General features: G+C 65.4%; 20 protein-coding genes, 1 tRNA gene and 1 other annotated feature. Of the genes, 15 read left to right on the forward strand and 6 right to left on the reverse strand.

The window, feature by feature from the left end:
• Positions 1-53: 53 nt before the first annotated feature.
• Together lolA and ABNK63_RS08315 are read left to right on the forward strand one after the other, a co-directional pair.
• The gene (lolA, locus tag ABNK63_RS08310; protein WP_007805553.1) at positions 54-713 is read left to right on the forward strand and encodes an outer membrane lipoprotein chaperone LolA; all 660 of its coding nucleotides are present in this window, start codon (positions 54-56) and stop codon (positions 711-713) included.
• Positions 714-720: 7 nt separating this feature from the next.
• A complete protein-coding gene (locus tag ABNK63_RS08315; protein WP_350017148.1) occupies positions 721-1,413 on the forward strand; it encodes a YoaK family protein in 693 nt (230 codons plus the stop codon).
• Between the two features lie 76 nt (positions 1,414-1,489).
• On the opposite strand, the gene ABNK63_RS08320 is transcribed toward ABNK63_RS08315, so the two are convergent.
• Positions 1,490-4,504: a diguanylate cyclase gene (locus ABNK63_RS08320; RefSeq protein ID WP_350017149.1), complete on the reverse strand. Its 3,015-nt coding sequence runs from the start codon at positions 4,502-4,504 to the stop codon at positions 1,490-1,492.
• A 212-nt stretch (positions 4,505-4,716) separates the two neighbouring features.
• Here ABNK63_RS08320 and ABNK63_RS08325 point away from each other — a divergent pair, with 212 nt between their 5' ends.
• From ABNK63_RS08325 to ABNK63_RS08350, 6 genes are all read left to right on the forward strand, one after another.
• Positions 4,717-6,072: a replication-associated recombination protein A gene (locus tag ABNK63_RS08325; protein ID WP_350017150.1), complete on the forward strand. Its 1,356-nt coding sequence runs from the start codon at positions 4,717-4,719 to the stop codon at positions 6,070-6,072.
• 78 nt (positions 6,073-6,150) lie between these two features.
• Positions 6,151-6,729, forward strand: coding sequence for a hypothetical protein (locus tag ABNK63_RS08330; RefSeq protein ID WP_350017151.1), 579 nt, complete (start codon positions 6,151-6,153; stop codon positions 6,727-6,729).
• A 213-nt stretch (positions 6,730-6,942) separates the two neighbouring features.
• Positions 6,943-8,223: a serine--tRNA ligase gene (gene serS / locus ABNK63_RS08335; protein WP_350017152.1), complete on the forward strand. Its 1,281-nt coding sequence runs from the start codon at positions 6,943-6,945 to the stop codon at positions 8,221-8,223.
• The gene (locus ABNK63_RS08340) at positions 8,220-8,603 is read left to right on the forward strand and encodes a hypothetical protein (RefSeq protein WP_007805565.1); all 384 of its coding nucleotides are present in this window, start codon (positions 8,220-8,222) and stop codon (positions 8,601-8,603) included. The genes serS and ABNK63_RS08340 overlap by 4 nt, the downstream gene beginning before the upstream one ends.
• 214 nt (positions 8,604-8,817) lie before the next feature.
• Positions 8,818-8,907 (forward strand) — tRNA-Ser (locus ABNK63_RS08345).
• 413 nt (positions 8,908-9,320) lie between these two features.
• Complete coding sequence (locus ABNK63_RS08350) at positions 9,321-10,229, forward strand: AAA family ATPase (protein ID WP_350017153.1); 909 nt, start codon at positions 9,321-9,323, stop codon at positions 10,227-10,229.
• Between the two features lie 36 nt (positions 10,230-10,265).
• Here the strand turns inward: ABNK63_RS08350 and ABNK63_RS08355 are convergent.
• Positions 10,266-11,500, reverse strand: a protein-coding gene (locus ABNK63_RS08355; protein ID WP_350015806.1) for an IS3 family transposase whose coding sequence is annotated in 2 segments (ribosomal slippage) — positions 10,266-11,203 and positions 11,203-11,500 — 1,236 coding nt in all. Because the reading frame shifts where the segments join, the coding sequence is not laid out codon by codon here.
• Positions 11,094-11,210 (reverse strand) — a sequence feature (AL1L pseudoknot). Its footprint overlaps the gene before it by 117 nt.
• A gap of 50 nt (positions 11,501-11,550) precedes the next feature.
• Here ABNK63_RS08355 and ABNK63_RS08360 point away from each other — a divergent pair.
• The gene (locus ABNK63_RS08360) at positions 11,551-12,906 is read left to right on the forward strand and encodes an AAA family ATPase (RefSeq protein WP_350017154.1); all 1,356 of its coding nucleotides are present in this window, start codon (positions 11,551-11,553) and stop codon (positions 12,904-12,906) included.
• Between the two features lie 292 nt (positions 12,907-13,198).
• On the opposite strand, the gene ABNK63_RS08365 is transcribed toward ABNK63_RS08360, so the two are convergent.
• Positions 13,199-14,734 carry an IS66 family transposase gene (locus ABNK63_RS08365; protein ID WP_350017155.1) on the reverse strand — a complete coding sequence of 512 codons (1,536 nt, stop codon included), beginning with the start codon at positions 14,732-14,734 and terminating at the stop codon, positions 13,199-13,201.
• Positions 14,735-14,753: 19 nt separating this feature from the next.
• Positions 14,754-15,122, reverse strand: a complete 369-nt coding sequence (gene tnpB / locus ABNK63_RS08370; RefSeq protein WP_350017156.1) for an IS66 family insertion sequence element accessory protein TnpB — start codon at positions 15,120-15,122, stop codon at positions 14,754-14,756.
• 200 nt (positions 15,123-15,322) lie between these two features.
• Here tnpB and ABNK63_RS08375 point away from each other — a divergent pair, with 200 nt between their 5' ends.
• The 6 genes from ABNK63_RS08375 to rsgA all read left to right on the forward strand — a co-directional run bounded on the left by ABNK63_RS08375 (position 15,323) and on the right by rsgA (position 21,469).
• A complete protein-coding gene (locus tag ABNK63_RS08375; RefSeq protein ID WP_007808775.1) occupies positions 15,323-15,469 on the forward strand; it encodes a BrnT family toxin in 147 nt (48 codons plus the stop codon).
• On the forward strand, positions 15,421-15,606 hold the full coding sequence (locus ABNK63_RS08380) for a BrnT family toxin (protein WP_343122152.1): 186 nt from the start codon (positions 15,421-15,423) through the stop codon (positions 15,604-15,606). The genes ABNK63_RS08375 and ABNK63_RS08380 overlap by 49 nt, the downstream gene beginning before the upstream one ends.
• A complete protein-coding gene (locus ABNK63_RS08385) occupies positions 15,590-15,886 on the forward strand; it encodes a BrnA antitoxin family protein (protein ID WP_350017157.1) in 297 nt (98 codons plus the stop codon). Before ABNK63_RS08380 ends, ABNK63_RS08385 begins: the two co-directional genes overlap by 17 nt.
• A gap of 499 nt (positions 15,887-16,385) precedes the next feature.
• A complete protein-coding gene (locus tag ABNK63_RS08390; protein WP_350017158.1) occupies positions 16,386-19,049 on the forward strand; it encodes a TonB-dependent receptor in 2,664 nt (887 codons plus the stop codon).
• A 232-nt stretch (positions 19,050-19,281) separates the two neighbouring features.
• Positions 19,282-20,073 carry a CPBP family intramembrane glutamic endopeptidase gene (locus tag ABNK63_RS08395; RefSeq protein ID WP_350017159.1) on the forward strand — a complete coding sequence of 264 codons (792 nt, stop codon included), beginning with the start codon at positions 19,282-19,284 and terminating at the stop codon, positions 20,071-20,073.
• A gap of 343 nt (positions 20,074-20,416) precedes the next feature.
• Positions 20,417-21,469, forward strand: a complete 1,053-nt coding sequence (gene rsgA / locus ABNK63_RS08400) for a ribosome small subunit-dependent GTPase A (RefSeq protein ID WP_350017160.1) — start codon at positions 20,417-20,419, stop codon at positions 21,467-21,469.
• 62 nt (positions 21,470-21,531) lie between these two features.
• Here rsgA and ABNK63_RS08405 read toward each other — a convergent pair whose 3' ends face one another.
• A complete protein-coding gene (locus ABNK63_RS08405) occupies positions 21,532-22,983 on the reverse strand; it encodes a GGDEF domain-containing protein (protein WP_350017161.1) in 1,452 nt (483 codons plus the stop codon).
• Positions 22,984-23,392: 409 nt separating this feature from the next.
• Positions 23,393-25,210, reverse strand: a complete 1,818-nt coding sequence (locus ABNK63_RS08410) for a DUF885 domain-containing protein (RefSeq protein WP_350017162.1) — start codon at positions 25,208-25,210, stop codon at positions 23,393-23,395.
• Positions 25,211-25,215: the final 5 nt, after the last annotated feature.

The raw sequence follows: 25,215 nt of genomic DNA on the forward strand, positions 1-25,215 counted from the left end.
CGGTTAAGCCAGCACTGGCCACAATTCTTCCATCGTCATTCTCGGGGAATCCGATGAAACGCTTCATGCTCGTCCTGTCCGCTGCCGTGCTGTTGCTGAGTGCCGCGGCGCAGGCCGCCACCGGCCCGGCGCGGGCGCGGCTGGATGCCTTTGCCACTGGCCTGCATTCGCTGACCGGCAATTTCAGCCAGACCCTGACCGACATCAACGGCAGCACCAGCAAGAACAGTTCCGGCACGCTGGCCCTGCAGGCGCCGCGGCAGTTCCGCTGGGACACCGTGAAGCCGTACCAGCAGACCATCGTCGCCGACGGCAGCCGGGTGTGGCTGTACGACCCGGAGCTGGAGCAGGTGACGGTGCGCATCCAGAGCAGCGAGGAATCGCACAGCCCGCTCACCGTGCTGACCGACCTCAAGCAGATGGACCGTGACTTCAAGGTCGTCGAGCAGGGCGAGCATGACGGACTGGTCTGGCTGCGGCTCAGTTCCACCGCGAAGGACCCGCAGTTCGACTACGCCGACCTCGGCTTCGACGCCGATGGCCTGGCCCGCATGACGTTCCGCGACCAGCTCGGTTCCACCACCGACATCCGCTTTTCCCACTGGCAGCGCAACGCGCCGATTCCGCCGGCCACCTTCAACTTCGTGCCGCCGAAGGGCGCCGACGTGATCGGCGACCTGCCGGTGATCACCACCCAGCCGCTGAAAGACTGATCCGCCGATGCCCGTCCTGCGTCAGTTGCCGGGTTGGGCCTGGGTGGGCGGCGGCGTGCTGGCCTTCATTGCCGGCATCGTCAATGCGGCCGGCTACCTCGGCTTCCGCCACCAGGCGATCACCAACCTGACCGGATCGACGACCCTGCTGGGCGCGTCGCTGGGCACTGCCGATGGAACCGAAATCGTGCACTGGGGGTTGTCGGTCGCGGCCTTCGTCTTTGGCGCCGTGCTCAGCGGCATCATCGTGCAGCAGCACACGCTCAAGCTCGGCCGCCGCTACGGACTCGCGCTGGTGCTGGAGTCGCTGCTGCTGTTTGCCGCCGTACCACTGATGACCCGCGGCAATCCGGCGGGGATCTACCTGGCATCGATCGCCATCGGCCTGCAGAACGGCATGGCCAGCACATACAGCGGCATGGTGTTCCGCACCACCCACGTGTCGGGCATGTTCACCGACCTGGGCATCTACATCGGGCAACGCCTGCGCGGCCTGCAGGTCGATACCTTGCGCATCCGCGTCTGCGTGCTGGTGGTCACCGCCTTCACCCTCGGCGGCGCGGCCGGCGCGCTGCTGTTCAAGCTGATGCAGGAGCGCACCTTGCTGGTGCCGGCGGCGCTCACCGGCCTGTGCGGCCTTGGCTACAGCATCTACCGCCAGTACCGGATCAGCATGGAACGGCGCGCCGGCGTCGGCTGATCGAGGCCGGCTTCCGCCGGACAGTCGCTGAGCCAAGCCCGCTTTCAGCTGGGTGGTCGCTGATCCTGGCCCGCTTTCAGCTGGCCAGGGCGCAGCAGTTGCGGCCGTTGCGCTTGGCCTGGTACAGCGCCTTGTCGGTGCGCGACAACCACGATTCGAAGGCTTCGTGGGGCTGCCGCTGGGCGATGCCGATGCTGGCCGTCACCATCACCGGCGAGCCGTCGTGGACCAGGGTCATGCCGGCCAGTTCGATGCGGATGCGCTCGATGATCTCGTGCGCCTGCTGCAGGTGGGTATCGGGCAGGCACAGCACGAATTCCTCGCCGCCGTAGCGGCCGATCAGGTCGGTGTGCCGGCAATGCCGCGTGATCACCTCGACTGCCTGGCAGATCACCGTGTCGCCGGCCTGGTGACCATGCGTGTCGTTGATCAGCTTGAAGCGGTCCAGGTCGAACAGGGCCATGCAGGCGACGCCGTCGGGCGACTTCTCGCTGAGCGTGCGCACCAGTTCCAGGAAGCGCCGGCGGTTGAACACGCCGGTCAGTCCGTCGGTGCTGGCCAGTTCGTCGAGTCGTCGATTGGCGGCCAGCAGCGCCCGCGTGTGCTCGTCGATCTCGCGCTGCAGTCGGCGTGCCTGATGCCGCAGGTAGAGCGTGCGCAGGTGCACCAGCAGCACGATCAGCCCCAGCAGCAGGATGGCGGCGGCGATCCGGGTGCGCGTGGTCTCGTACCAGTACGGGCTGACCTGCACCGTCAGCTGCGTCTCGGCCGTGCGCGGCTGCAGGCCCTGGGTGGTCGCCACCAGGCGCAGCCGGTAGCTGCCGTGGGGCAGGTTGGTGTAGTTGGCGCTGGGCGCGCTGCCCTTGGGGATGTCGGTCCAGCTCTGGTCGAAACCTTCCAGGCGATAGCGGTACGTCGTCTCCATCGCGGCCTGGTAGTCGAGCAGGGCGAAGTTCAGGCGCAGGTTGTGGGTGTCGCCGTCGATCCGGATGCTGCCGCCGTCGCCGGGCAGCTTGCCGAACGGCACCAGCACGCCATTGATCTCGGCGCGGGTGATCACCAGCGGGGCCAGCGCGCTGGTCGGCGGCTGCCAGTGCGGGCGGATCACGGTCAGCCCGGCCTGGCCACCGAACAGCAGTTCGCCGCTGGGTGCGCGGGCCGCGGCGATGCTGACGTAGCTGGCGATGTGCAGGCCGTCGCGGGCGCCGAGGTTGGCCACCGCCAGGGTCTGGCTGTCGATCCGCGCCACGCCGTTCGAAAGGCTGGCCCAGATCTGTCCGCCGTCATCGGCCAGCACGGTGTTGATGTTGTCGCTGGACAGGCCGTCGCCGGTGCCGATGGTCCGTGCACTCCAGGCGCCGTCGTCCTGCTTGTGCAGCACGCTGAGCCCGCCCAGCGTGCTGGCCCACACACGCCCGTCCGCGGCGGCCATCAGCGAGCTGATGTAGTCCTGCGGCAGGCTGGTGGGGTCGCCGCGACGGTGCAGCAAGTTGGTGAAGCCGGCGGGCAGGCTGTTGCCGTGGGCAATGCTGATGCCGCGACTGGTGGCGTACCACCATTCGCTGCCCACGCGCACGATCTCGCGCACCGTGTTGCTGGCCAGGCTGGCCGGATCGCCGGCACGGTGGCCGAGGTGTTCCAGCGCATGCGTGGCGGGGTCGTAGCGGTAGATGCCGTCGTAGGTGCCGATCACCACCCGGTCGCCGTCGGGCTTCAGGCCCAGGACGGGCTTGTCGTGCAGCTCAGGCACGATCGAGTTCTCGATCGCCAGCGTGTCCGGGTCAATCCGCGCCAGGCCCTGCGTGCCAACCAGGATCGAGCCGTCGGCGGCTTCGGTGATGCTGTGCACGCCACGCTGGATCTGGCTGCCGGCCAGCAGCAGGTGCTGCATGCGCCCGGCTTTCAGGTCGATGATGTCGATGTGTCCGGCGCCCAGGCCCAGCCAGATCCGGCCACGACTGTCGACGAAGATCGCGCGCACATTGGACGTGCTCAGCGCATTGGGATCCAGCGGCGAGGGCAGCAGCGAGAACGCGGTGTGAACCCCGCGGTGCGTGCGCGCCACGCCGAGATCGGTGGCGGCCCACAGATTGCCGGCACGATCCAGCAGCAGCGAACGCACCGAGTCGCCCGGCAGCGACGAATGCACCGCCGGGTCGTGGGCGATCGCGTGGGTGGCGGGATTGCCGGGCGTGTACTCGATGACGCCGTTGCCATCGGTGGCGATCCACACCTTGTCGTCGGCCACCTCCAGCATGTCGCGCACGGTGGGATGGCGTGCACCGTTGGCGTAGCCGCTGAACCCGGGCACGCCGTGCCAGTGGCCGTCGGCGTCGCGCCAGGCGGCGCCGGCCTGCACGCTGCCCACCCACAGCCGCCCCGCGTGATCCAGCAGGATGCTCCAGATCTGGTCGCCGAGCACCGTGCTGGCGTCCTGGTCGGTGGAGGCTTCGCGCACGAACGTGTCGCTGCCCGCGCGGCGCACGAACAGGCCGCTGTTGTTGCCCAGCCAGACGTTGCCTTCACGATCCTGCAGCACGCTGAAATTGCGCGCGACCGTCGCCTTGCCGGTGTCGACCCGGCGAATGACGCCGCTGGCCAGGTCCAGATGGTCGAGTCCGCCTTCGGTGGCGACCCACACGCCACCGGCGCGATCGCTGCTGATGGCGTAGACCTTGTGATCGGACAGGCCCTGCGGGCCCACCGGATACACCTTGAAGCTGTTGTCGCCCGGGTCGAACCGGACCAGTCCGCCGGCATTGGTGCCGATCAGCAGGCCGCCATCGGGCAGCGCGTACAGCGAACGCACATAGTTGTCAGGCAGGCCGGGGCTGTTGTGGTTGCGGGTGCCCAGCACTTCGACGCGATACCCGTCGTAGCGAACCAGCCCGCCGATGGTGCCGATCCAGATCAGCCCGCTGCGATCCTGCACCACGGCCGTGGTGGTGGAGTGGGGAATGCCCTCGGCGATGTCCAGGGTGCTGAACCACGGCGCATCGAACGGCGACCAGGGATCGGTGCCGCTGGCCCGGGCTGGCGCGAACGCCATCAGCAGGCACAGCAACAACCCGACCAGGGTCGCGCAGCGCAACTGGAGCTTCGACCGCGTCACGGATCAAGCAGGCCGCATGGCAGGCGCGCGCCGCTTGCGCCCGCCCGCAAGGTGGTCCGCTTGAACGATTCCCCTGTAGCCGACTTCATCCCGCCCGCGCCCCCGGCCTGTCCGTGCGGACGTGGGCCGCAAGGTGCCGCCATTCTAGCGGTATTTTGCGAGTTTTCCGGAGCCCGGCCGGTGCCGGGACGATGGCTTATCATGGCCCGATGCCACGCCCGACTTCCCCCGTTTCCCCTGGCCTGTTCGCCGAACCCGAAGCGCTCAAGCCGCTGGCCGAGCGCATGCGCCCCACCAGCATCGACGAAATCGTGGGCCAGCAGCGTCTGGTCGGCCCGGACAAGGCGCTGCGCCGCGCGCTGGAGGCCGGCAAGATCCATTCGATGGTGCTGTGGGGCCCGCCCGGCTGCGGCAAGACCACGCTGGCCCTGCTGGTGGCCCGCTACGCCGACGCGGATTTCCGCGCGATCTCGGCCGTGCTGTCCGGCCTGCCGGACGTGCGCAAGGCGCTGGCCGAGGCTGAGGTGAACTTCGCCCAGGGCCGGCGCACCGTGCTGTTCGTGGACGAGGTGCACCGCTTCAACAAGACCCAGCAGGACGCGTTCCTGCCGCACATCGAACGCGGCGTGATCATCTTCATCGGCGCCACCACCGAGAATCCCTCGTTCGAGCTGAACTCGGCGCTGCTGTCGCGCTGCCGCGTGCATGTGCTGGAGCCGGTCTCCACCGCGGACATCATCGCCGCGCTGAAGCGCGCCCTGGCCGACGCCGAGCGCGGCCTCGGCGAGCTGCAGTTGCAGGTGTCCGACGCATCGCTGGAGTCGATCGCCCAGGCGGCCGACGGTGACGTGCGCCGCGCGCTGACCCTGCTGGAAATCGCCGCCGAGCTGGCCCACGAGCGCACCATCGACGAAGCCACCCTGAGCCAGGTGCTGGCCGACCGCACCCGCCGCTTCGACAAGCAGGGCGAGCAGTTCTACGACCAGATCTCGGCGCTGCACAAGTCGGTGCGCTCGTCCGATCCCGACGCCGCCGTGTACTGGCTGTGCCGCATGCTCGACGGTGGCGTCGACCCGCTGTACCTCGCGCGCCGCATGACCCGCATGGCGGTCGAGGACGTGGGCCTGGCCGAGCCGCGCGCCTGGCGCATGGCGCTGGACGCGTGGGATACCTACGAGCGCCTGGGCAGTCCCGAGGGCGAGCTGGGCCTGGCCCAGCTGGCGATCTGGCTGGCGATCTCGCCCAAGAGCAACGCGGCGTACATGGCCTACAACAAGGCCCGCGACGCGGTGCGCCAGGGCGGCACGCTGGACGTGCCGATGCACCTGCGCAACGCGCCCACCAAGCTGATGAAGGGCCTCGGCTACGGCAAGGGCTACCAGTACGACCACGACGCCGAAGGCGGCATCGCGCTGGACCAGCAGTGCCTGCCCGACGAACTGGTCGGAAGCGTGTTCTACGAACCGGTCGAACGTGGCCTGGAATTGCAATTGCGCGAGAAACTGCTGGCCCTGCGCGCCGCCCGCGAAAAGGCCCGCGGCGGCTGACGGCGCTGTTGCACGCCCCCTTGCCGTCGCCGTGATGCCGGGCATAGATTCGTGCCGTCAACCGGGGAGGGGAGAACCATGCGCATACTCGTGGCGGGTCTGATCGGCGGCATCGTGATCTTCATGTGGGGCGTGCTGGCGCACATGGCGCTGGGGCTGGGCGATGTCGGCATCCAACTGCCGGCCCACGAGGACGTGGTGTTGAACAGCCTGCACGAAGGGCTGGGCAACCAGCCCGGCCTCTACATCCTGCCGTCGCTGGACCCGAAAAGGATGGGCGACGAGGCGGTGATGAAGGCCTACTCGGCCAAGGCTGCGAGCTCGCCGTATGCGTGGGTGGTCTACCTGCCGCAAGGCGACGACATGATGCAGATGGGTCCGCAGATCGGACGGCAATGGGCATCGGACACGCTCGCCGCCCTGGCGCTGGCCTGCATCCTCGGACTGGCCGGAATGGGCTTCCGCCGGCGCATCGGCGTGGCGGCCACCGCCGCCGTGTTCGCCTGGCTGAGCACGGTGCTGCCGTACTGGAACTGGTATCGCTTCCCGCTCGACTTCACCCTGGCCGCCCTGGTCGAACAACTCGTCGGCTGGCTGCTCGCCGGCGCCGCGATGGCCTGGTGGCTGGGCCGCAGCGAACGCAAACTCGCCAGTTGAGCTCCCGGTATCCGCTTCGCGGAGCCGGTTTTTGCTCCCTCCCCTGCGTGCAGCAGGGGAGGGCTGGGGAGGGGTGAAGCCCCCACGAAAACAAGCAGCCACCCAACGCACACTTGCGCCCCCAGACCAAAAGCCGCACTCCGCATCAACATTGCAGCCACCACCACCCCCCAGCGATAATTCCCGGTTCAAGCCTTCACCCGGACTTCGCTCATGCTGGATCCCTCCCTGCTGCGTTCGCGCCTCGCCGAAACCGCCGCACGCCTCGCCGAAACCCGCGGCTACACACTGGACATCGTCGCGGTCGAGGCGCTGGAGAACAGCCGCAAGCAGCTGGCGATGGAAACGCAGGAACTGCAGAACCTGCGCAACACCCGCTCCAAGGCGATCGGCCAGGCCAAGGCCAAGGGCGAGGACGTGGCGCCGCTGATGGCCGAAGTCGCCGGCATCGGCGACAAGCTCAAGGCCAACGAACAGGCGCTGGCCGAGGTGCAGGCGAAGCTCGCCGACATCGCGCTGGGCATCCCGAACATCCCGCACGAGTCGGTGCCGATCGGCAAGGACGAACACGGCAACGTCGAAACCAGCCGCTGGGGCACGCCACGCACGTTCGACTTCGCGGTGAAGGATCACGTCGAGCTGGGCGAAACCCACGGCTGGCTCGACGGCGACGCCGGTGCCAAGCTGTCCGGCGCGCGCTTCACCGTGCTGCGCGGCCAGCTCGCCCACCTGCACCGCGCACTCGGCCAGTTCATGCTCGACCTGCACACCGGCGAACACGGCTACCTCGAATGCAACGTGCCGGTGATCGTCAACGCCGACACCATGCAGGGCACCGGCCAGCTGCCGAAGTTCGAGGAAGACCTGTTCGCCACCGAAGTGGGCGAGACCAGGCGCTACCTGATCCCCACCGCCGAAGTCTCGCTGACCAACCTGGTGCGCGACACCATCCAGGACGCCGACGCGCTGCCGCTGCGCATGACCGCGCACACCCTGTGCTTCCGCGCCGAGGCCGGCAGCTACGGCCGCGACACCCGCGGCATGATCCGCCAGCACCAGTTCGAGAAAGTCGAGATGGTGCACGTCGCCCGCGCCGAGCAGTCCTACGCGCAGCTCGAAGAGATGGTCGGCCACGCCGAAACCGTGCTGCAGAAACTCGGCCTGCCGTACCGCAAGATGCTCCTGTGCACCGGAGACATGGGCTTCGGCGCCACCAAGACCTACGACCTCGAAGTGTGGCTGCCCAGCCAGCAGACCTACCGCGAAATCTCCAGCTGCTCCAACTGCGAAGACTTCCAGGCCCGCCGCCTGCAGGCCCGCGTGCGCAACGCGGAAACCGGCAAGCCCGAACTGGTGCACACCTTGAACGGCTCCGGCCTCGCCATCGGCCGCACCCTGATCGCCGTGATGGAAAACAACCAGAACGCCGACGGCTCGATCACCGTGCCCGAAGTGCTGCGCCCGTACATGGGCGGGCTGGATCGCATCGCGTGAACACCGTGGTCGCATCGACCGGCAAGTGGGACAAGGTCGAGTTCTACACCAGCTACTTCCTGATGCTGGTGCTGCTCTCGGTCCTCGGCATGCGCCTCGGTTTCGATGGCGTATGGCAGATGCCGAAGATCGACCTGGCACTGTCGGTCATCGCACTGCTGCTGGTCATCGGCAGCTTCTGGTTCGCCCGCCACAACCGCCGCCTGCGCCTGTGCATCATCGCCTTCGCCAGCGCCACCCAACTGGTGCCGATGGTCATTCGCGAACCGGTGCTGCTGTTCCCGCTGCTGGGTGCGCTGATTCCGGTGGCGATTCTGGTGGGGTGCCTGATGGCGCTGTCGAAGAAGGGCCGCAGCGGTAGTCCGCCGCTGGGTTCCTGATAAGCTTGCACGCTTGCCGGCAGAGCAACCTGCTGGTGAAAGATTCATGGAGAGATGGCCTAGTGGTTTAAGGCAGCAGTCTTGACGCGGAGGCAGGAAGCCGAAGCGGACAGCGGCGCAGCCGCTGGCCCCGAAGGGGTGAAGGGCAGGATGCCCGGAACAAAACTGCCGTAGTGGCGCGCAGAGCGCGCCCTGCAGCAGGACAACGAGTTTTGGAGAGATGGCCGAGCGGTTTAAGGCACCGGTCTTGAAAACCGGCGAAGGGTCAAACCTTCCGTGGGTTCGAATCCCACTCTCTCCGCCAGAAAAGCAAAACGCCCCGAGTGGGGCGTTTTGCTTTTCTGATGGTGAGGACTGGGTGAGAACCCACCCGGGTTACTCGGCACATCCTGTGCCTCGTCCTGCGGGCCATCGGCTGCACCGATGTTCCGCTACGGCACCCCGCCTGCGTCGTCGACAAATTCGTCTGAAACGAATTCGGACAGCCGCAGGCTGGCCCCAGAGCGCGTAGCGCGGAGGGGTGAGGCTCAGATGAGCGGAACAATCCCACTCTCCCCACCATCCTCAAGGGGAAAGTGAACCGCGTTCTTGGCTCGGGTTCGTGCGGTCACCCTTGCTCAGGCGTATGCTCAAGTCATCACGCAAACAGGGGGCTGGATGTGGTGGCTAGGGCTCTTCTGACTTCCCTGTACTTGCTTCAACGCCTCAGGGGCAGAGATGATCAAGTCGATCCAGCGGCTTCGAAAATTCGGAGTTTTCGAGGACTTTTCCAAGACGGCCGGCCTATCCGATTTTCTTGACAAGAACATCATCTATGGCTGGAACTATTCTGGGAAAACGACGCTGTCGCGGTTGTTCGCGATGCTCGGCTCGAAGGCGCCCAATGTCGACTTTGGCGGGGCGACTTTTTCCATCCTTGACCAGCAAAATCAATCCGTCACAGAAGCCACGCTTGCCACCTGCACCAAAGTTGTTGAGGTGTTCAACTCTGACTTCGTTGCATCAAATCTGAGTTGGAACGGGAGCGACTTTCAACCTATCTTGCTTCTCGGTGAAGACGCCGCCGAAGCTGAAAAGAAGATTGCTCCTCTCAATGATTACTTGGCACGGTGTCGCACCGGCTTTGCCGCCAAACAAAGAGCGGTAGTTGCAGTAGATGCTCAGGTCGCCGAGGCCAAAACGACCGGTGCCAAACGCATCAAGACAAGCCTTCAACTGGTGGATGCATTTACCGCCGTCCACCTGACCAATGAAGTCAACGCACTCGGACAAGACCTGTCTGAAGCATTGCTTACGGAAGTTCAGTACGCCGACGATATTAAGCTGGCTCTGACGGCTGAGAAGGACAAACTCAAGTCCGTTACTTCACTGATCCAGCCTCAGTTGACGTTGCCAACACTGTTGGCGGACGCGTTGAAGGTTCTCGCTGCAAAGCCCGCATTCTCGAAGACCATTGACTACCTTCGCACCAACAAAGCCGTTTCAGACTGGGTTGAGGACGGCTTGGCCTTGCACGTCGGAAAAGAGGCCTGTGAGTTTTGTGGCAACACTCTGACAGCTGACCGCATCAATGAGCTTCATGGCCATTTTTCACAAGATCTCATCAACCACAAGGCTGCGGTGTGAACCGCCCCGGTTTTCCCGGAGGCTGTTTGGTTTGAGTCACGCTGCCTTGGGCAGCGCAATCTGTTGCCGATAGTAAGCCGCCTCGGCTTCCGCCGGCGGGATGTTCCCGATCGGCCCCAGCAAGCGTTTGTGATTGAACCAGTCCACCCAGTCCAAGGTGGCCCATTCCACGGCCTTACGGTTCGGCCAGGAGCGCCGATGAATCACCTCGGCCTTGTACAGGCCATTGATCGTCTCGGCCAAGGCGTTGTCGTACGAGTCGCCGACACTGCCGACCGAGGCGTCGATGCCGGCCTCGGCCAGGCGCTCGGTATAGCGAATGGACACATATTGCGATCCGCGGTCGCTGTGATGAATCAGACGGCCCTCGTCGAACGGCTTGCGTGCATGCAGTGCCTGTTCCAGGGCATCGAGCACGAAATCCGTGCGCATCGTGCTCGACACCTTCCAGCCGACGATGCGACGCGCGTACACATCGATTACGAAGGCCACGTACAGGTGTCCCTGCCAGGTCGACACGTACGTGAAGTCGGCCACCCACAGCGCATTCGGACGAGCGGCCCGGAACTGCCGGTTCACACGGTCCAGCGGACAGGGCGCCGCCGTGTCGCTGACGGTCGTCTTCACGCCCTTGCCGCGGATCACGCCACGCAACCCCTGCCGCTTCATCAGCCGCGCCACCGTGCAGCGTGCCACATCGACCGATTCACGCCGCAGCTGTCGCCAGACTTTACGCACGCCGTAGACCCGGCGGTTCTCATTCCACACCCGCTGGATGTCGGCACACAGTCGCTCGTCTCGCTGGACGCGTAGCGGTGTCTTGGCCGGATCGGCTCGCCGGGCTGCGTGCAGGTAGTACGTCGACGGGGCGATCGGCAATGCCTTGCAGATCGGCTCGACCCCATAGACGCCCCGGTGCTCGTCGATGAACGCCCTCATGGCTTGAACCGGCGGTCGAGCTCCGCCTGGGCAAAATACGCACTGGCCTTGCGCAGGATCTCGTTGGCCTGGCGCAGTTCGCGCACCTCGCGTTCCAGCGCCTTGATCCGGGTCTGCTCCTCGCTCGTGGCTCCGGGCCGCAGCCCTTGGTCACGCTCGGCCTGGCGCACCCAGTTGCACAGCGTCTGCGCCGTGCAGCCGATCTTGCCGGCGATCGACTCGATCGCGGCCCACTGCGACGGGTGCTCCGCCCTGTGTTCGAACACCATCCGGACTGCGCGCTCCCGGACCTCACGTGAGTACGTTGGGGACTTCTTCTTCGGGGTTTCCATCGCTCCATCCTCTCAAGAGTTGGAGCCTCCGAGAATCCCGGGACGGTTCAGTGACAGCGTTGGTGGCTCGTGTGGGTACGGGCACATTGGAGCCGGCGAAACTGGAGAAGAATGATTTCTCTCCCAAGTTTGCTGAAATCTTGAGTGCTCGCAATACTGAGTTGGCAACTGTCACCGAGGCCTACAACCGGGATCTTCAGAGTGTGTTGGCGGCGCTTCACGACAAGCTTTCGAGCCCGTTTGACGAGGTCGATGCTCCACTAATTTTTCCATCGGTCGCGCCCTTGCTAGTGCATGCATACGAACAGGCAAATGCGACCATTAGGGAAAACAATCAGATCAGTGACGACTTCTCACAACAGAAAAAGTCGGCCATCAGCAGATTGAAGAAACACTTTGCTGCACAGTTTTACACCGATGCAAAGCTCAGTGAGGCCGCTCTGACCAAGGCCTTGCTTGAGCGGCACAAGAGCCGTTTCCATTCTATTGGACTTCGACTCAAAGATGACATCGCGGAGCTTTACGCCAGAATCGACCGTTCGCAAAAAGGGCGAGAACGTCTGAATGAACGAATTGCGACGCTTCTGGGCTCAGGAACTATCGAGATAACGGTGGTCAAGGTAGATGAAGCCGACCGCTTTCAATTGACCAGAAGGAGTGTTCCTGCTCGGAATTTAAGTGATGGAGAACGGACGGCCATTGCCTTTGCTTTCTTTCTGACAAAGCTCGAAGAGCACAAGGATCTAGCCCAGGTCATCGTCTACATCGACGACCCTATCTCAAGCCTCGACAGCAACCATGTCTTCCAGGTCTATTCGATGATTGAAAGCGCCTTTTTTAAGAAGGTGGTAGGGCAGGGAAACAACGAGGAATGGGTGACTGCGTGTAAGCAAATTTTCATCGCAACGCACAACTTTGAATTTTTTGAGCTGCTCAAGAAGCTGCCTTGCAACAAGAAAAAAACGGCTTATTTCATGGTTCGGCGCTTGACACCAACGACTTCGACCCTGGAAGACCTGCCGGCGTCGATGATGAAGTACACGTCTGAGTACCACTATCTCTTCAGTGTCATTCATGCTTTTCATGCCAACCCTGACAAGGCAGACGTTGAGCACCTGCTGTCCTTGCCCAATGCCATGCGCAGATTTGTGGAGCTCTATACCTACATGAGATTGCCTTGGCCAGAGAGTACCGTTGACCAGCGAGCCACTGAGCTTTTTGGAAGGGAAAAAGCCCACCGTGTCACGAAGCTTCTTCATCATTTCAGCCATCTAGAAAGTATCGAGCGTCTTGCGACCAACACGAACCTCATCGCGGACATCGAGGCTGTTGTTGAAGAGGTGATGACACTGATTAGGGAGGACAAACCGCATTTCGACGCTTTGCAAAAATCTCTTCCTGCGTGAACAAGGGTAGATCAGAGAGAAAAGGTGCCGGGGACAATCTTGCATCCCGTGCCTCGCCCTTCGGGCCATCGGCTGCGCCGATGTTCGACTACGGCATCCTGCCTGCGTCGTCGACGAATTCGTCTGGAAAAAATCTGGACAACCGAAGGATAGAGAAAAGGTGTCAGGGCCAATCTTGGTTCCGGGGTGCCGCCCGCTACTCCACCCGTGCTGGCCACCACGCTTTCCGTGCCGAGCGCTGGGTCAGAAGAACGTAAGCGTCCGCCAACCTCACCTTGAGTAAGGCTGCGAGCTATGCCAGCGGCAACAGAGAGGCGATGTCGCGATCCTTGGTGGTCGGCAGGCGAGTGAGCGTGTCGGTGAGCCAGGCATGGGGTTCGAGGCCGTTGGCCTTGGCGGTGGCGAGGAGGCTCATGAGGGCGGCGGCGCGCCGGCCGGCGGTTTCCGAGCCGGCGAAGAGCCAGTTCTTGCGGCCGACGGCGATGGGGCGGATGGCGTTTTCGATGGGGTTGTTGTCGATCGGCCAGGCGCCGTCGTCGAGGAGGCGCACGAGGGCGCTCCAGCGTCGGCGTGTGTAGTCGATGGCCCGGCTCAGGCCGCTGTTGCCCAGCGCCTTGGGCTGGAGCTCATCCAGCCAGCGTTTGAAGGCATCGAGCCGTGGCGCGAGATGTTTTCGTCGTTCGCGCAGGCGTGTGGTGTCGTCGAGGTCGCGCAGCTTGGCTTCGATGGCGTAGAGCTCGCCGATGCGTTCGATCGCCTCTTTGGCCAGCGGGCTGCCGCTGGCCTTGTGCGTATCGACGAAGGTACGCCGCGCATGCGCCCAGCAAGCCAGTTCGGTGACGCCGGCGGCAAACAGCGCCTTGTAGCCGCTGTAGTCATCCACCATCAGTGCGCCGCGCCAGGTGTCGAGGAACGCCGCCGCATGCTTGCCGGCACGGCTGGCGCAGTAGTCGAAGACGACGACGGGCTGCGCACCGGTGCTGCGGTAGGCGAATAGGTAGGCGCGCTTGGTTTTGCCGGCGCCCGGGTCGAGCTGGGCCACCGGGGCTTCGTCGGCGTGCAGCACGGGTGACTGCCGCAGTCGCGTGCGCAGCACGTCCACCAGCGGCTGCAGCGCCACGCCCACGGCGCCGATCCACTCGGCCAGGGTCGTGCGCGACAAGGTGATGCCGGCGCGCGCAAAGATCGCCTCCTGCCGATACAGCGGAAGATGGTCGGTGTACTTCTGGATGGCGACCTGGGCCAGCAGGCCCGGTGCGGCGATGCCGCGGTCGAGGATGGCCGGCGCCACTGGCTCGGCGACGACCGTCTCGCAGCGGCGGCAGGCGTACTGCGGGTGGACGTCACGGCGCACGAAGAAGGTCATCGGCTCGACGTCCAGCTTTTCGCTGACGTGCTCGCCGATCTTCACCAGCGCCGCGCCACAGGTGGCGCAATCGCACGAGGCCGGCGCATGGATCGTCTCGATGCGCGGCAACTCCGGCGGCAACGGGCGGCGAGCCGGCTTGGGCGACGGACGAGCCGCCGGCCTGGCCGGTTCGCGCAGTGCCTCCAGCTCGCTCTCCAGCGCGGCGATGTCCGCTGCCATCGCCTCGTCGAACAGCTCGCGCTGGGCCGGATCCATGCGCTCGGACCGGGCCGCGAACTGCACGCGGCGCAGGCGCGCGATCTCGTGCGTGAGCTTGCTGATCTTCGCGTCCTTGAACGCGATGGCGTGGTCACGCTGGGCGATGGTGTGTTCGTGGGCGGCGATCCTCGCCTGCTGCTCCAGCACCATCGAGCGCAGCGTTTGGACGTCCGAAATGTCGTTGAGCGCTGTGCGAGCCATGGCAGCGCAGCGTAACCGGTCACACGCTTTTTTCAAGCGGCATCGGTGCACCCAGGCGCTGCCAGTCCACGCCCGCGCACAGCCAACGGAACTGCCGGCGCGTCAATGAGGCCAACCGCTCATGCGCCGGGACCCCATGGAACCGGCCTTCATGCAGACGGCGCGTCGCCAACCACACGCCTTGCGCATCCACCCGCAGCACCTTGATCCGGTTCGAGCGACGGTTGCGAAACACAAACGCGCTGCCGTCCAGCGGGTTGCGGCCCAACGCCTCGCGCACATGCGTCAGCAGCCGCTCCGCACCGCAGCGGAAATCCACCGCCCCACCGACCAGCCAATAGATATCCCCCTTGACCCCTTCCACACCACCTACCGCATCAACACTCATCACCTTGCCTCCGGGACAAAGAGGCTATGGCAACGCCTCGCCGGAACAGGGGAAAGGTGGCTTCACCGGACGCTTACAGAAGAACCACGCTCGGCACTCTGGGGGCGTGACCACCCCCGCATCTTCTCCGCGTCTCCGGAATTTGACACCCGCCCAAGTATAACTACAATGCGTAACTACACATCAAGAAGCCAACGGATATGGACTTCGAGTGGGACGACGCCAAGGCGGCACTCAATCTGCGCAAGCACGGCATCGCGTTCGAGGACGCTGCGTACGTTTTTCTCGACCCTGGCGAATCGACGTGGTCGATGATCGTGACGACTACGGCGAGGAGCGTTGGCTGAGTATCGGTTGGGTGAGTCCAGTGTTGTTGGTGGTGGCCCATACCGAGCGCGGCGTCCACGGCGAAGTCATCCGCATCATCTCGGCCCGCAAGGCCAATGCCCAGGAACGAGCCTTCTATCATGAAGCACAAACTTGATCCCAAGCGCCCGACACAACCAACCGCCGCGCAGCGCAAGCGTCTGCAGGCCGTGGCGGACAAACCCGATGTCGATATCGATTACCGCGACATTCCCGCCCTGTCGCCGGAATTCTGGGCAACGCATCGCCCCGTGCGCAGCGAGCCCAAGGCGCAGGTGACCTTGCGCATCGACCGGGAAGTGCTGGACTACTTCAAGAGCGGCGGCACGGGTTACCAGACGCGGATCAACGATGTGCTGCGCAGCTTCGTGGCGGCGCACAGTGATGCGCACCGCTGATCCATTTCGAACCTGAAAGCGTTATCGGCGGCATGTTCAGGGGAGCATCCTGCATGACCGTCCGGGAGATCACGAACAAATGGGCGAACGACGTCGCGGGCGTGACGCATGCGCGTGACCCATGCGGGTGAGATCGAGTTTGATCCCGAGAAACGGGACGGAGGAAATCAAGTCGCCCTGACTCTCCCCCGTTCCCCCCGTTCCCTGTTGAGCCCCGCCAGCGTGGCCTTCTTTTGAGAAGTTCATCCTGCACCGGCGTGTACGCACTCGTGGACTGGGCCGAATCACCGCCTGCCACGCAGTCGATCCGGGCCTTCACGGGGACTGGCGATCTGGCCTCATGCTCACCGCGGTGCGGTGACGAGTGCACCCGGCGGCAAGGTTGTCGCCACGAAAGTGATCCCGCGCACGTACTGCCAATGGCGGCCTTTTTCGGCGCCAGGGGGCGGAGTAGTTTGCGTCGAGGGGGAGTGCAGGGGGCCATCCGGAGGGAGACAACATGCATATCCATGCAGGGATCAACGTGGTTCTTTTGCGGGCCATTCGCGCGGCGCTTGCCGCCGCGGCGCTGGTCGCGTGCTCGGTGCAGGCGCAGGACGCAGGCGCGTCGGACAGTGGACAGGCCCAGGCCGGCCAGGCGACCGCGGTACAGGGAAGCAACCATGCGGCGAAGGCCAAGTCGACCACCACCCTGCAGGAAGTGGTGGTGACCGGCACGCACCGGGCCGGCCTGTCGCCGACCTCTTCGATCTCGCCGATCGACGCGTTCAGCGGCAGCCAGATCGCGAAGCAGTCGTCGGCTGACCTTACCGACGCGCTGACCAATGTCGTGCCGTCGCTGACTACCCAGCGCTTTCCCATCGCCGACGGCACGTCGTTCGTGCGGCCGGTATCGCTGCGCAACCTGTCGCCCGACCAGACCCTGGTGCTGGTCGACGGCGTGCGCTTCCATCGTTCGGCGCTGGTCAACCTGCAGATCGATCCGCTCGGTACCTTCAACCAGGGCGCGCAGGCGGTCGATTTCTCGGTGTTCCCGTCCAACGCGATCGAGCGCGTCGAAGTGCTGCGTGATGGCGCCTCGGTGCTGTATGGATCGGACGCGATCGCCGGTGTGGTCAACGTCATCCTCAAGAAGGCGCCCTCGGGCGTGACGGTCAGCGCGCAGACGGGCCAGTACGGCAAGGGCGACGGCAACCTGCGGCGCTACGACGCCGATGCGGGATTCCCGCTCGGCGCCGATGGCTTCGTGCACGTGAGTGCCGAGCGCGAAACCACCGACCCCACCTCGCGCGGGATGCCGCAAGCGGACGCGGCGGCGGTCGCGGCCGTGGTCGGTGCGGACCAGGTGCCGTACGACGGCTTCGGCCAGCGCTGGGGCGACCCGCAGACCAAGACCAACAAGCTGTTCGTCAATGCCGGCCTGCCGCTGGCCGGCGACGCGCAGCTCTACGCCACGGGCAGCTTCATGGGCAAGAAGGTCCTGTCCAGCTTCTTCTATCGCAACCCGGTCTTGCCGGCCCAGGACGGCATCAGCGGCCGCTCCACCCTGGTCAGCTACGCCGATGGCACGCTGACCCCGGCGAACGCGCCCCAGTCGCTGGTGGACAGCATCGTGGCCGGTGGCGGCGACCCGGCGAACTACCTGACGGCCAACGCGGCGAGCCCGAGCGGCTGGGTGCTGCTGAACCCGATCTACACGCAGTTCCCGGGCGGCTACAGCCCGCTGTTCGGTGCGGACATCAGCGATCACCAGCTGGTCGGCGGCGTGCGTGGCGGCGGGCAGGGCAACCTGCAGTGGGACGTGCATTACCGCACCGGCAGCAACGAGGTCGACTACCAGCTGAAAGGTTCGATCAACCCGAGCCTGGGCAACCTGTCGCCCACCAACTTCCACCCCGGCAAGCTGACCCAGCGCGAGCAGGGCGCCGGTGCGGATTTCGTCCGTTCGTTCGACGACTCGCCGCTCACGCTCGCCTTTGGCGCGAACTGGCGCCAGGAGACCTACATCATTCACCAGGGCGACGCCGGTTCGATCGAGGTGGGGCCGACCGCGTCGGTGTTCGGGGTGGGCTCGGATGCCTTCCAGGGCTTCCCGGCCAACGCGGCCGGGCGCTTCACGCAGAACAGCGAGGCCGCCTACGTCGACGCCGAGACGAACTTCACCGACCAGTGGTCGGGCGCGGCGGCCGTGCGCTACGAGCGTGCGGACAACTACGGCTCCAAGATCGTGTACAAGCTTTCCAGCCGTTACGCGTTCACCGACGCGTTCGCGCTGCGCGGTACGTGCAACACCGGCTTCCGTACACCGACCCCGGGCCAGGCGAACACGCTGAATGTCACCACCACGGCGAACGCCCAGGGCGGCCTGATTCCCAGTGGCACCTATCCGGTCGACAACCCGGTGGCGCGCGCGCTCGGTTCCAGGCCGCTGAAGACCGAAACCTCCAGGAGCCTTTCCGTCGGCGCCGTGTGGACGCCGCTCGACAACGTCACGACGACGCTGGACTACTACCGGATCAGGATCGACGACCGCATCGGCCTGGTCAGCAACAGCGTGACCCAGGCCACCGTCGACCAGCTCGCCGCCGGCGGCTATCCAAACGCGCAGCTGCTGCTCGGCAGCGACGCCAGCTATTTCGGCAATGCGTTCGGGTCCGACATCCGTGGCATCGACTTCGTGGTCGATACACGTCATCAGCTGGGCAATGGCGGGCTCAACATCGACTTCCGCTACAACCAGAACAAGCAGAACGTGGTCAAGGTGCAGCCGGACACGCTCAACGACGATTTCGTGTACGACCTCGAACACCAGGTGCCCAGGAGCCGGTCGGTGCTCAGCTTCGACTACAACCTGCACCGGTTCGAAGCCATCGCGCGGGTCAACCGTTACGGCAGCTGGAGCACGACGGTCGGCCTGTTCGGCAGCAACAACCCGCCGGATGACGTGAATCACTACAGCGGCAAGACGCTGCTCGATCTGGAGGCCAGCTACAAGTTCAACGACACCTTCACGGTGGCCATCGGCGGCAACAACGTCTTTAACACCTACCCCGGCAAGGAGCAGAACGCCACGCTGCAGTTCCTTGGCGTCAAGTACGCGCTCACCTCGCCGTTCGGCTTCAACGGCGCATTCTGGTACGCGCGCGTGACGGCCAGCTTCTGACCGGTCGTCGCCATGCCGGCCATCTCCCCGGGTGTGCCCGGGGAGATGGCCGCTTCAGGGCCAGTCATCCACGGCGCGAGTGGGTTGAGAACGAAGGGGAAGAAACCCGTGACAGGACCGCGCCGGACACTGCAGACTTGGCACATCCGAAAGGATCGGACATCCACAATTAACGGCCCGTCCACCACGTCACGCATGGCGGGCGCCACGCCATCGACCCTGTCCCGACACCATGAATCGTCTTGCCGCTGTCTTGCGCTGGTTGCCGGTTTTCATCCTGCTCGATCTCTACGTCAACCTGGTGCCGCGGGTGGCGGGTTTCGCGCTGCCGGTCTGGCTGACCTACGTGGCGGGCTTCTTCCTGCTGGCGTATGGGCTTTGCCGCTTCGGGCTGGGCATCACCAGGATGCAGACGGTGGGGCTGGGCCGTTCACCGGGCTGGCTGTCCTCGCTGGGACTGGGCTTTGCCATCGGCTTTGGAGTCTGGGCGCTGAAGAACCTGCTGTACTTCGGCATGGGCAAGTTCGACGTGGTGGGCTGGCGTGACTGGAGTTTCGTCCTGCCGATGCTGGGCCAGGCGCTGGTCGGGATGTTGCTGGCCTCGGCGATCAACGACCTGATGATCCGTGGCTACGGGCTGGCGTTCTGCCGCCGCTTCAACCTGATGGCTTGGTACCTGCTGATCACCACCGCGGTGTATGCGCTGGACGACAGCTGGAACGAGGGCATCGACCCCTTCAACCTGCTGTTTTCTGCCGTTCTCGGCGTGTCCCTGGCGTATACCGTGCTCAGGACCGGCGCGATCTGGATGAGCATCGGCATCCATTGGGGCGGCAACATGTGTTATCGCTTCATGGCCGGTTTCGACGGACAGGGCGTGCTTCGCCTTGAGCACGTGATCGAAGGTGCGCGCTTCGAATATGCGGGCCTGGCCGTTACCGCCTTGATGTTTCCGCTGGTGGTGCTGGTGTTGCGTTGGTTCGCGGGTCAAAAGAGTCCGGCACCGGATTCCTCAGCCGACTGAAGCGGATTCTTCCGGCAGTCCCATCGGGAACCATCGATCACTTCGAAACGAGGCGCGGACGAATGCAATGTCCGCGCTCGCATCGTCCATCCCGGTCGTCTTGCACTCCCCCCCGACCACACGATAATCTCCAAACCCCTTCCACCAACCGAGCCTGGAGGTCGCTGACCATGATTGTTCATTCCGCGATTTCCGCCGGGTTGGCGCTGCGCTGATACACGCGCCCCGGATCGCCGTTCGTCGGCCGATCCACCGTTCTTCCTGATACGCGTCGAACCCGGCGTTCCGTTCAACCACCTGCATGGGTGGTTGCTGCGTCACGTCTTCATCCGGGGTTCCACGCATGCATTCCCAGACTTTTACGCTGTTCCAGCTTGGCTGGCGGTTGAGCTATTCGCACGATCTGACCCTGCAGGATTTCGAGGCCGGCTATCCGGCCCGGGTCGTGGGGGTGCATCGCAACGCGTTGTCGGTGCTGTCTGCACGTGGCGCGGCCAGCGTCATCCTGTCGGCGGCGGTCGAACCCGCGATCACGGTGGGCGACTGGCTGCTGCTTGAAATGGAGGCGCCGCGAGTGTTGCGGTTGCTCGCGCGGCAATCCCTGATCGCCCGCATCGCCGGTTCGGAGCATCGGTTGCAGCCGATCGCCGCCAACCTCGACACGCTCTTCATCGTCACCTCGTGCAACGACGACTTCAACCTGTCGCGGCTGGAGCGCTACCTGACGCTCGCTTTCGAGGCGGGTGTCGAACCGGTCATCGTGTTGACCAAGGCGGACCTGTGCGGCGACGTCGGAAGCTACCTCGACGCGGTGCGCACGATCGCGCCCGCGGTCGCCTGCGTGCCGATCGACGCGACCTCGACGGCTTGCGCCGAACCGCTGGCGGCGTGGCTGGGTGGCGGACAGACCGTGGCCTTTGTCGGTTCGTCCGGCGTCGGCAAGTCGACGCTGGCCAATACCCTCGTGGGCAGCGCGGCCCGGGTCACCGGAGGGATTCGCGAGGGTGACGCCCGCGGCCGCCACACCACCACGGCGCGCGGGATGTTTGCGTTGCCGTCGGGCGCGTGGGTCATCGACACGCCGGGCATGCGCGAGCTGCGTGTCGGCGCTGTCGAAACGGGCATGAATGCCGCGTTCGATGACATCGAACGGCTCGCTGTGCAGTGCCGCTTTCACGACTGCCGCCACCAGGGCGACCGCGGATGCGCGGTGGAGCAAGCCGTCGCCGCCGGCGCGATGGACGGCCGCCGGCTCGCGAACTACCGCAAGCTGCAGCGCGAGGCCGCCCAGGTGGCGCGTTCGACGAAGGAACGTCGCGAGCACGATCGCCACTACGGCGTGTTGAACCGCCATGCGCAACGACTGCGGCGCGAGAAGAAGGGACGCGACTACTGAGCGTGTGGGGCGGGGCTTTGTCCGAGCCGCCGAGGTGGCCATGGACAAGGCCTGATCGCCGCTCACTCCACCCACTGCACCCTGTTCTTCCCGCTGCGCTTGGCCACGTAGAGGGCTTCGTCCGCCGCGTTCAGCAACTTGTCGCTGTCGGGGTAGCGGGCGGTCGCGGTCGAGGCGAGTCCGGCGCTGATGGTCACCACGTCCAGGGCGCTGCGCGCGTGGCGGATCTGCATCGCTTCCACCCGCTGGCGCAGCCGTTCGAGGATGTCCTCCGACGCGGCGGGCGCGTAGCCGACCATCAGGGCGACGAATTCCTCGCCGCCGTAACGGGCGACCATCACGTCCGGTTGCAGGCTCGCCTCGCGATGCAATGCGTGCGCCACGGCGACCAGGCAGTCGTCGCCGGCGAGATGGCCGTAGGTGTCGTTGAACGCCTTGAAGCTGTCGATGTCGATCATCGCCACGCTGAGCGCGCGACCTGTTTTCAGGGCGCCGTCCCACTCGCGCCTCATCAGCCGGTAGAAACCGCGGCGGTTGGGCAGGGCGGTGAGGTCGTCGCGCACCACGGCCTGCTGCAGGCCGCGCTTGAGCTTGCGCAGGTCGTCCTCGAAGGCCAGGTGTTGCCCGAGCACGATGGCGTTACGTGCCGCGTAGGACAGGATGGCCAGGATCAGGGTGCTCGTGGCAAGCACGGGGTTCTTGCCCAGCTGGGCGAACGCGAGGCAGCACAAGGCCAGGCTCATCACGAACGGGCTGACGCTTTCGGCAAGGTGGCGAATCCGGCGGCTGGGTCGGTAGCTGCGCAACCAGACCTTCCGCCGCCGACCGAGCAGAAAGCCCAGCACCACGAAGGGCAGGCCAAGCAGCAGTTCGGGCAGGTAGGACTCGCTGTGCAGGATGAAACGGTTGTGGATGCCGGGGACGACCAGTTCGAGCCAGGCGAAAACGCTCAGCACGAAGAAGAAGCGCCGCTCGTCGGAGCGCTTGGTGGAAACCAGGCGCAGCGTGGCGAACACCGCCACGAACAGGCCCATCGCATCGAACATCCACATCACGAACGTCGCTGGCGGCGGTGCCGGCGAGGGCGCGTTCAGCACCTGGTGCAGGGTGAAGTAGAACAGTGCCGCGATGGCGCACGCCAGCACCGCATCGACCACGCCCGCCCAGCGATACAGCGTGGCGACCGGGTTGTAGGCCGCGGCGATGGTCAGCAGCAGGCTGCCCAGGCAGAAGTAGAAGGTCGGGTCGAAGGCGACCAGGGTGCCCAGCGGATTGGACAGCGAATCGGTGAACAGCAGGCCGAACGCGCCGAACTGCGCGACCAGCGCCAACAGCAGCAGGCTCCACAGCGGACGGTTGTGCGGGACGCTGAAGCGAAGCCGCCGCCAGCACTGCGCCACCGTCAGCATGAGCATCGCCAGCACGGCGGCATAGCTCCAGGAGAGCAGGTGCACCGGCGCCCATGCGATCACGCCCAGCTGGGCCAGCAGCAGCGGCACATAGACACGGGACATCCCGGCGTACATTTTCATCTCGCGATGTCCCGGCGCTGAGGGAGCGGCACGTCGACGCCGACAGGCGGTTCCGGCGCTCTTGCCAAGCCTGCCATAAAGCGTTGCCTCGCACAGGCGGTGGCGTCTGGACGCGCGCCGCGCAAGTGCCGCACGCAGGGCCGGGTTCGCCCGGGCCATCCGACAGGGCTGACCGATGAGCCATTGGCGTGATCGATCCGCAACCGGCCATCGCCGGACCCTCGGCCAGACGCCTTGCGTGTGCCGACCCGCCCGACATCTTCGTGCTCGGGGTCAGCCGCGGCGGGATGGCGGGCTTTTGGCGGTATCCGCGAATCGTTGAAGCCGTCGGCACACCGGCGAGACGGCGGTCGCCGGCACGCCATCGGCACGCCGGCAACCTCGCTTCGGGTTAGCGGGATGTCGCCGTTGCCGGTGCACTCGCCGGCTGGTCGGTCGTCCACAGCTTTGCCTGCATCGGCCCACCCAGCATCTGCTGCCGCACCAGCGGGATCGGCGGGCCGCCGTAGCTGAGGAACTGGTCATGGAACGCCTTCAGCGCGTTCGGGCCGGGATGGGCGGCGATCCAGTCCTGGCGCAGCTGCATGATCATCAGCTTGCCCAGGGTGTAGTTGAGGTAGGCCGGGTCGTAGGTGCCGCGGGCAGCCTGCTGGCGGGCGTTGCCCGGGTCCTGGAAGGCCTGCTCGCGGAACATCTGCTCGGACTGGGCGATGCTCATGCCGCCGGTGTGCAGGCCGATGGCGGAGAGGAAGCGCACGTCGCGGAGCAGGGCATTGGTGAGCTGGCCGATGTGGGTTTCCGGCGTGCCGCCGGCGACGCCGGCATCGAACATCATCTCCTCGGCGTAATGCGCCCAGCCTTCGGCGAAGGCGTAACCCACGAACAGCTGGCCGAACTTCCAGTGCGCGCGGTTGGCATGCAGGAACTGCAGGAAGTGGCCGGGCCAGACTTCGTGGGCGGAGACGAACAGCAGCGAGGCCTTGCCCGGTACATAGGCGGCCTGGTCGGCCTTGCTCCAGTTCGGGTCCGGCGGGGCGATGTAGTAGACCGAGGGCAGGTTGTTCTCGTACGGGCCGGGGATTTCGATATAGGCGAAGTTCCAGCGGTTGAACGGCGGCGCCTCCTCGGCCCTGGCCTGCTCGGTGCCGGGAATCGTCGCCAGGTCCTTGTCGACGATGAACTGGCGCAGGCTGGCAAGCTGGGCGCGGGCGCCTTCGACCGCGCCGCCAGTGGGTTTGTCGGCGCTTTCCTTCGCCACGCAATCGGTGAGCGACTTGCCCGGTGCGAACTGCGCGCAGGCGCTCTTCAGCGCGGCGAGGTTGCGCGCGAGGTCGGACTCACCGATCGCCTTGAGCTGTTCCAGCGGCAGGTCGACCCGCTCAGTGGCGTGGAGCATCTTGGAGAATTTTTCCGCGCCCAGGGCGAAGTCCTGGGTGGCGTGCGGCTTCTGCGCCTTCAGCCAGTCGGCCAGGTCCTGCGAGGCCTTGATCGCGGCGGCGTTGCTGGCCTTGAAGCGCGCCTGCAGCGCGTCGTCCTTCACCTCGGCGAAGATGCCGGGCACGTCGGTCTTGAAGAAGCTGGCGAAGCCGGCGAAGGAATTGACGCCCACGTCGATGTACGACGCCGGCAGCGGCAGCTTGAGGTTGGCCTTGACCTGGGCCAGCGCCCTGGGCAGCGCCTCCTGGTAGGTGACGAAGGCGGCCATGCGCTGGGCCAGCGGCGCATACGGCCGGGTCAGGTACATGCTGGGCGACAGGTCGCCGGTGTAGAAGGTCGGGTTCCTGTAAGGCGCGCCGGAATCCTCGAGCCAGAACAGCTGACCGTCGATCACCGCCAGCACGTAGTCGCGCTGGAAGCGGCCCTGGGCGTCGAGCTGGTCGTCGGGGAACGCGGCGAACTTGTCGCGTTGCGCGTGCAGCCAGGTGGCGTCGGCCTGCAGTCCTTCCGCGCTGTAGTCGGGCAGCTTGCCGTCGAACTCGTGCTTGCCCGCGCCGGCGGCAAACACCGGGTAGTGCTCGAAATAGCCGTTGAGGAAAGTGTCGACGGCCGAGGCCAGCGCAGTCTTTCCGTCGGGACGGGCAGCGTGCACGCTGGAAGCGGCGGCCGGTGATGCGGCCTGGTCCGTCGACGGCGACGTGCCGGACGAGCAGCCGGCGAGCAGGGTGGCGGCAACGACGGCAGACAGCGTGAGTACGCGCAATGGACGCATGATCG

The sequence above is a fragment of the Rhodanobacter sp. IGA1.0 genome, from assembly GCF_040208325.1.
Lineage (GTDB): Bacteria > Pseudomonadota > Gammaproteobacteria > Xanthomonadales > Rhodanobacteraceae > Rhodanobacter > Rhodanobacter spathiphylli.

Coding starts and splice junctions, on each gene's coding strand:
- ABNK63_RS08315 (WP_350017148.1), top strand. CDS start 721: ATGCCCGTCCTGCGTCAGTTGCCGGGTTGGGCCTGGGTGGGCGGCGGC.
- ABNK63_RS08330 (WP_350017151.1), top strand. CDS start 6,151: ATGCGCATACTCGTGGCGGGTCTGATCGGCGGCATCGTGATCTTCATG.
- ABNK63_RS08385 (WP_350017157.1), top strand. CDS start 15,590: ATGAAGCACAAACTTGATCCCAAGCGCCCGACACAACCAACCGCCGCG.
- ABNK63_RS08350 (WP_350017153.1), top strand. CDS start 9,321: ATGATCAAGTCGATCCAGCGGCTTCGAAAATTCGGAGTTTTCGAGGAC.
- ABNK63_RS08395 (WP_350017159.1), top strand. CDS start 19,282: ATGAATCGTCTTGCCGCTGTCTTGCGCTGGTTGCCGGTTTTCATCCTG.
- ABNK63_RS08325 (WP_350017150.1), top strand. CDS start 4,717: ATGGCTTATCATGGCCCGATGCCACGCCCGACTTCCCCCGTTTCCCCT.
- ABNK63_RS08405 (WP_350017161.1), bottom strand. CDS start 22,983: ATGTCCCGTGTCTATGTGCCGCTGCTGCTGGCCCAGCTGGGCGTGATC.
- serS (WP_350017152.1), top strand. CDS start 6,943: ATGCTGGATCCCTCCCTGCTGCGTTCGCGCCTCGCCGAAACCGCCGCA.
- ABNK63_RS08375 (WP_007808775.1), top strand. CDS start 15,323: ATGGACTTCGAGTGGGACGACGCCAAGGCGGCACTCAATCTGCGCAAG.
- rsgA (WP_350017160.1), top strand. CDS start 20,417: ATGCATTCCCAGACTTTTACGCTGTTCCAGCTTGGCTGGCGGTTGAGC.
- ABNK63_RS08365 (WP_350017155.1), bottom strand. CDS start 14,734: ATGGCTCGCACAGCGCTCAACGACATTTCGGACGTCCAAACGCTGCGC.
- lolA (WP_007805553.1), top strand. CDS start 54: ATGAAACGCTTCATGCTCGTCCTGTCCGCTGCCGTGCTGTTGCTGAGT.
- ABNK63_RS08410 (WP_350017162.1), bottom strand. CDS start 25,210: ATGCGTCCATTGCGCGTACTCACGCTGTCTGCCGTCGTTGCCGCCACC.
- tnpB (WP_350017156.1), bottom strand. CDS start 15,122: ATGAGTGTTGATGCGGTAGGTGGTGTGGAAGGGGTCAAGGGGGATATC.
- ABNK63_RS08390 (WP_350017158.1), top strand. CDS start 16,386: ATGCATATCCATGCAGGGATCAACGTGGTTCTTTTGCGGGCCATTCGC.